The 4813-nt window shown below is 36.5% G+C and carries 7 protein-coding genes; 2 read left to right on the top strand and 5 right to left on the bottom strand.

Annotated features, from left to right (window positions below; translation table 11 throughout):
• Positions 1 to 1517 (top strand): NPCBM/NEW2 domain-containing protein (locus ACH2CJ_RS15060; RefSeq protein WP_394993772.1); only part of this gene is annotated, 1517 nt, incomplete at its 5' end.
• Positions 1432 to 1989, top strand: coding sequence for an NPCBM/NEW2 domain-containing protein (locus ACH2CJ_RS15055; protein WP_394993771.1), 558 nt, complete (start codon positions 1432 to 1434; stop codon positions 1987 to 1989). The genes ACH2CJ_RS15060 and ACH2CJ_RS15055, both read left to right, overlap by 86 nt.
• 219 nt (positions 1990 to 2208) lie before the next feature.
• Here ACH2CJ_RS15055 and ACH2CJ_RS15050 read toward each other — a convergent pair whose 3' ends face one another.
• From ACH2CJ_RS15050 to ACH2CJ_RS15030, 5 genes are all read right to left on the bottom strand, one after another.
• Entirely contained in the window at positions 2209 to 2547 is a 339-nt protein-coding gene (locus ACH2CJ_RS15050) for a type II toxin-antitoxin system RelE/ParE family toxin (RefSeq protein ID WP_394993770.1), read from the bottom strand.
• Positions 2537 to 2752, bottom strand: coding sequence for a hypothetical protein (locus tag ACH2CJ_RS15045; RefSeq protein WP_394993769.1), 216 nt, complete (start codon positions 2750 to 2752; stop codon positions 2537 to 2539). Before ACH2CJ_RS15045 ends, ACH2CJ_RS15050 begins: the two co-directional genes overlap by 11 nt.
• Positions 2753 to 2835: 83 nt before the next feature.
• On the bottom strand, positions 2836 to 3648 hold the full coding sequence (locus ACH2CJ_RS15040) for a Fic family protein (protein ID WP_394993768.1): 813 nt from the start codon (positions 3646 to 3648) through the stop codon (positions 2836 to 2838).
• A 7-nt stretch (positions 3649 to 3655) separates the two neighbouring features.
• Positions 3656 to 4270 (bottom strand): recombinase family protein, encoded by a 615-nt coding sequence (locus tag ACH2CJ_RS15035; RefSeq protein WP_394993767.1) that lies wholly within the window; start codon positions 4268 to 4270, stop codon positions 3656 to 3658.
• Positions 4271 to 4389: 119 nt separating this feature from the next.
• Positions 4390 to 4770, bottom strand: a complete 381-nt coding sequence (locus ACH2CJ_RS15030; RefSeq protein WP_394993766.1) for a hypothetical protein — start codon at positions 4768 to 4770, stop codon at positions 4390 to 4392.
• Positions 4771 to 4813: the final 43 nt, after the last annotated feature.

Here is a 4813-nt window from a genome sequence, read left to right as displayed (position 1 = left end):
TAACTGCCTCGAATTTGGATTGGGAAGCCTCTGAATCAACAAGTTGGTTTGAAATAATTACAGAAGATGATTTAAGTGGTGGGGCTGGTGTTTCCAATTTCAAAGTGAGGGCAACAGAAACAAATAATACCACCTCAAATCGTTCGGCAGATATCGCTTTTTTATTAAGTGATGGTACTAATAAATATGTAACCATCACCCAATCAGCCACCACAGGTTGCACTCAAGCCTCTCTAAGCACCCTCAATCCCACCAACCCATCAGGTGAGTGGCAAGGTTATGGCACTAGGCAACTCAATAAAAGTATTGATGGTAATACGCTAATGGTAGGCGGCTACACAACTGGCAATGGTATAGGTACACACGCTAATAGCACCATAGTTTATAACCTTTCGGGGCAGTATGGTACGTTTTCGGGCAGTGTTGGGCGAGACGATGAAGCTGATAATTGTGGCTGTGGCACAATGAAACTGCAATTTATCATCAAGGCAGATGGTGCTACCTTATTTACCTCTTCGCTTTTGGGTACTACCGATGCTCGGCAGGCTTTTAGTGTAGATGTTACAGGCAAAAATACCTTAGAGTTAATAGTTAATGACGGTGGCGATAATTTTTGGGGTGACCATGCCGACTGGCTCGACCCTGTTTTGTATTGTGGTGCAGCCCCAAGTTGTACCACTGCTCCATCAGCACCTACCAATGTAAGTTCTGTAGCAGGTTCAGGCGGTTCATTTACACTTTCTGCTACATGTGCTGCTGGCACTGTAACTTGGAGTACTGGTGCGGTGGGCAATTCTATCAGTGTTTCGCCAACGGTCAGCACTAATTACAGTGTATCATGTGTGAGTGGTTCTTGTCCACCTAGCAATACGGTAAGTATAGGCGTAACCGTCAATTCTGGGGCTTGTTCGGCAATAAGCGATGGTTTAGTAATGGGTACTTGGAATGCAACAGGGCAACAATTAGTAGCACGTTTTTTCAATGGGCAGTTTTGGCTTACCCAACGCACAGGCTCAAATCCCGATGGTTTTGTTGTACGTGGCTCTGGTATGTTGCAGCGTAGCGATGTTAGTCTTGCTAATGGCTCATACTATAATTTAGTAGGCTGTTTTAGTTGGACATACAGTAATTATGATAATTTAGGAAATCCGCCATCCTCTGTTTTTTCAACACCGGCGAATTATTCTTTAGGCTACGCCGAAGACGGCACCATGTTTTATACTGCCACTACTGGCGGCGGTGGCGGCGGGTCTTGTATTGATGCCTATGTTACCAACGCTTGGGCATCGGCAACAATTGGCTACGGTAGCACGCCACAAATTGGGTATCGCTTCGACGGGGGAGCAATGGTTATGGGTAGCACAACATATACACAAGGTATTGGTACACATGCAGGGTCGGAAATTATTTATAATTTCACCAATAATCCTTATGCCAATTTCAAAGCGTCGGTCGGTCGAGATGTTGATGCTAATGGTTGTAATTGTCCTGCGGGAAGTGGACAAACGATTTTATGACAATACTACTGGAGCGTTGATAGGTGGCACAAATAACCCTGTAACGAAAGGTATCAATCAAGGAGCAAGTGATATGGTTGTGCCAATTGCAGGAGTAGCTTCTATTAGATTGGTAGTAGAAGATGGCGGAGACCAGATTTGGGGCGACCATGCCAATTGGGGCAATGCTCGTTTCACTTGTGCTAATAGTAACGGCAGAGAAAGTGTAGTTACAGCAGAAGAATGGTTTTGGGTATCGCCTAACCCTAACAACGGTAAGTTTGTAGCTAAAGTTATACTAAAATCGAAACAAAGCGTTCAACTTTATTTGAGTAATATTCAAGGGAATATTATCAACGAATATTCGTTTGTGGGGGTAGAAGGTGAAAATAGTTTTGAAATAAATATATCAAACATTCAAGACCAAATATACAATTTACGCTGTCAAGTGGGTGAAGAATCTTCTTCTAAAAGAGTAGTGATAGAAAAATAAAAATAACATAGCCCAATCAACCTAAAAAAGCCTCCGACAAAGAGGCTTTTTTTATAGACACAAATTTCAATTCTCCTTCATCGGAGTCTGCTAAAAGACACAATGAAACCTTAGTGTATATCTACAAACCAAAAAACCTACGTAAAACTTCGTACGATATTACATAACATATCTGATTTTCAAAAGCTTATTCGGTCATTATATGATACTGATTGAGGTTTAATACTTCAACTCTTTTACTACTTTAATCAACTCTTTAAGTTCTTTATCATTGAGTGAAGATTGCTCAGATTTATCATAGATAGATAGCAAATACAACTCGCTATCAGCTACATAAATACAAGTAATTACCCTTGCACCGCCCGATTTACCTTTGTTTTTAGAAGCTATTGAAATCCGAATTTTAAAACATTCATCGCCTAAAGGTGTACCTTGTTGGGGTTGTTCTTTAAGACTTTCAATTAAATTTAGCAGCTCATTTTTAAGTGAAGGGAACTTTTTAATGAGCCTTTTGGCTTGTCGCTGAAACGGCAAAATAGGAATAATTTCAAAGCTCATTCAAAAAAACATTTAGGTTCGGTTTAGGTATTTTGCCTTCTCTAATCTGTTTTACTTGGTCAAAGGCTTCTAATAACTCTTGACGATGTAAACCCTTTGGGTCTTCAGGTAAATGTAAGGTTTTACGAATATCCTCCCATTCTTGAATTGGAATAAATACTCCAGTAACATTACCTGTATGGTCGGCTAAATATTGTAGGTTCATAATTTTTATATTTTAAAATATTATTTGCGTTTTGTGAAATATTTGCTCCTGCACTTGCTAAGATACGTTTTCTGAGATGATTGTTAAAAAATCAATCTAATATTTCTTTTGTTTTCCTTTTTAGGTTGTTGTACTTGTTGTAATTTCTTTATTTCTTCATTCAAAAACTTTAGGTGCTGACTTTCCATAAAATCTAAAAATATTTGAATGTTTTCTTCTTTTCGGGTTTCTATTAAACTTTCAATATATTCTTGCCTATCTTCTTCAAAGACGATGGTCATAGGCATTGTATGATAAGATTGTATGTAGTTCATCAGAAGTCGTGACGTTCGTCCATTTCCATCAACAAAAGGATGAATAGTTACTAACTGATAATGTGCTAAAAAAGCTAATTCATTAATTTCTTCAACGGTCTTAACCTCATTTATTTTACTACTCAAATCAGCACACATATTCTTCAAGTACTGCGGCACTTTATTATAATTCATGTAGCTTCCTCCAGATAGTCCTGCTCGAACATTCAAAAGTCGCAAATCTCCTTTGGATGAATCAAATGTCCCTAATGCTGTATTATGAACTGTTCCCGTACTTTTCATTATATGAGCATTGATATTTTGAATGAATTTATTATCAATCTTTTGTTTTGCCTTCGCTGACTCAATAATAAAGCCCAGAGATTCATAATGGTCTTTCACCATTAAATGATGTTCTAATGGTTTGCCTTTTGCGGTTAACCCTTTTTCAAGAAATATTTCAGTTTCTAATACGGTTAATGTGCTGCCTTCGATAGCAGTTGAATGATGAGAGATTAAATATAGATTGAGCCTTTCCAAATCAATATAGTTTTGGCTTAATGCTTTATATGCTTGTGTCAATATCTCTAACTCCGTTTTCATTATCACATTAATTATTTCGTTTTTTCAAAATCATTTGGTCAAGTTCTTTGTCTGTATGGGTATCAAGCAACTTGACATACCTATAAAAACTTGCATGGGTAATTCCCATTGGTTCATAAATGTCACGTGGTTGTTTCGTAGTGTCCTTATATAAGGAACGTAAAATTTTTAATTTAGCAACTGTTTCAGCTTTTAAACCTTTGGGTCGCCCACCTACTCGCCCTCTTGCTCTTGCTGATGAAAGTCCTGCATTAGTTCTTTCCCTAATAAGCTCTCTTTCATATTCGGCTAACGATGCCATAACATTCAGGAACAATCGGCCATTGGGGGTTGATGTATCGACACCATCTGTTAGACCTTTAATAATAACTTTCTTCTGATTTAGTTCTAAAACTAAATCAATAATATTTTTGATACTCCTGCCCAATCGGTCAAGTTTCCAAACCATCACAACATCGCCTTCTCTTAAATGCTCTATCAAATTTGTTAGTTCGGGTCTTTCTTTTGTTGCTCCCGAAATTTTCTCTTGGTAAATTTTCTCGCACCCTGCTTTTTTTAGAGCTTCAATTTGTAGATTCAAATTTTGGTCTTTGGTGCTTACCCTTGCATATCCTAAATTCATATATTTATATATCATTAACTTACCATATTCAAATTTATGGGATTTTATTTAATGATACAAGTTTATGGACAGATTTGTTTAAAAAATAAGTTCTTATCATAAAGAACTTAAAAGTATCACTAACCTACCGTTTTTTGAAACTGAAAATTCGAGATTTCGTTTGACACACTCCAAGTATTAAGAAACATATCAACATGAATTTTAACATTATGATATTCTAAATCTTCAATAAATTTAAAAACCGTTTTTGTTATTTGTAAAAATAGTAATGGTTCAATAGCATTATTATTAAAATAAATTTTTTGAGCAATTTTGAAAATTAAATTTGTTGCCTTCTCTAACTGTTCTTGACTTTCAAAATCAGTGTTTGTAGGAAACCATACCCATGAGCGTTTGAAAAGAATACGTATATAATGAGCATCTTTATTCCAAGATGTATCATTTCTATCAATGAAATTTACGCTAAAAGAATATTTGCCTAATTTATAGTTGAATTTCATTTTTTGGGTGGACTTTACCAGTTAGTTAAATTATTAATACTCT

Origin of the sequence: Emticicia sp. (assembly GCF_043780375.1) — a bacterium.
Lineage (GTDB): Bacteria > Bacteroidota > Bacteroidia > Cytophagales > Spirosomataceae > Emticicia.
The sequence above is the reverse complement of the archived record's forward strand: the minus strand, read 5'-3'. Positions and strand labels throughout refer to the sequence as shown.

Excerpts from the sequence above, each read along its gene's own strand:
- ACH2CJ_RS15055 (WP_394993771.1), top strand. The coding sequence starts at position 1,432 with ATGCCAATTTCAAAGCGTCGGTCGGTCGAGATGTTGATGCTAATGGTT.
- ACH2CJ_RS15050 (WP_394993770.1), bottom strand. The coding sequence starts at position 2,547 with ATGAGCTTTGAAATTATTCCTATTTTGCCGTTTCAGCGACAAGCCAAA.
- ACH2CJ_RS15045 (WP_394993769.1), bottom strand. The coding sequence starts at position 2,752 with ATGAACCTACAATATTTAGCCGACCATACAGGTAATGTTACTGGAGTA.
- ACH2CJ_RS15040 (WP_394993768.1), bottom strand. The coding sequence starts at position 3,648 with ATGAAAACGGAGTTAGAGATATTGACACAAGCATATAAAGCATTAAGC.
- ACH2CJ_RS15035 (WP_394993767.1), bottom strand. The coding sequence starts at position 4,270 with ATGAATTTAGGATATGCAAGGGTAAGCACCAAAGACCAAAATTTGAAT.
- ACH2CJ_RS15030 (WP_394993766.1), bottom strand. The coding sequence starts at position 4,770 with ATGAAATTCAACTATAAATTAGGCAAATATTCTTTTAGCGTAAATTTC.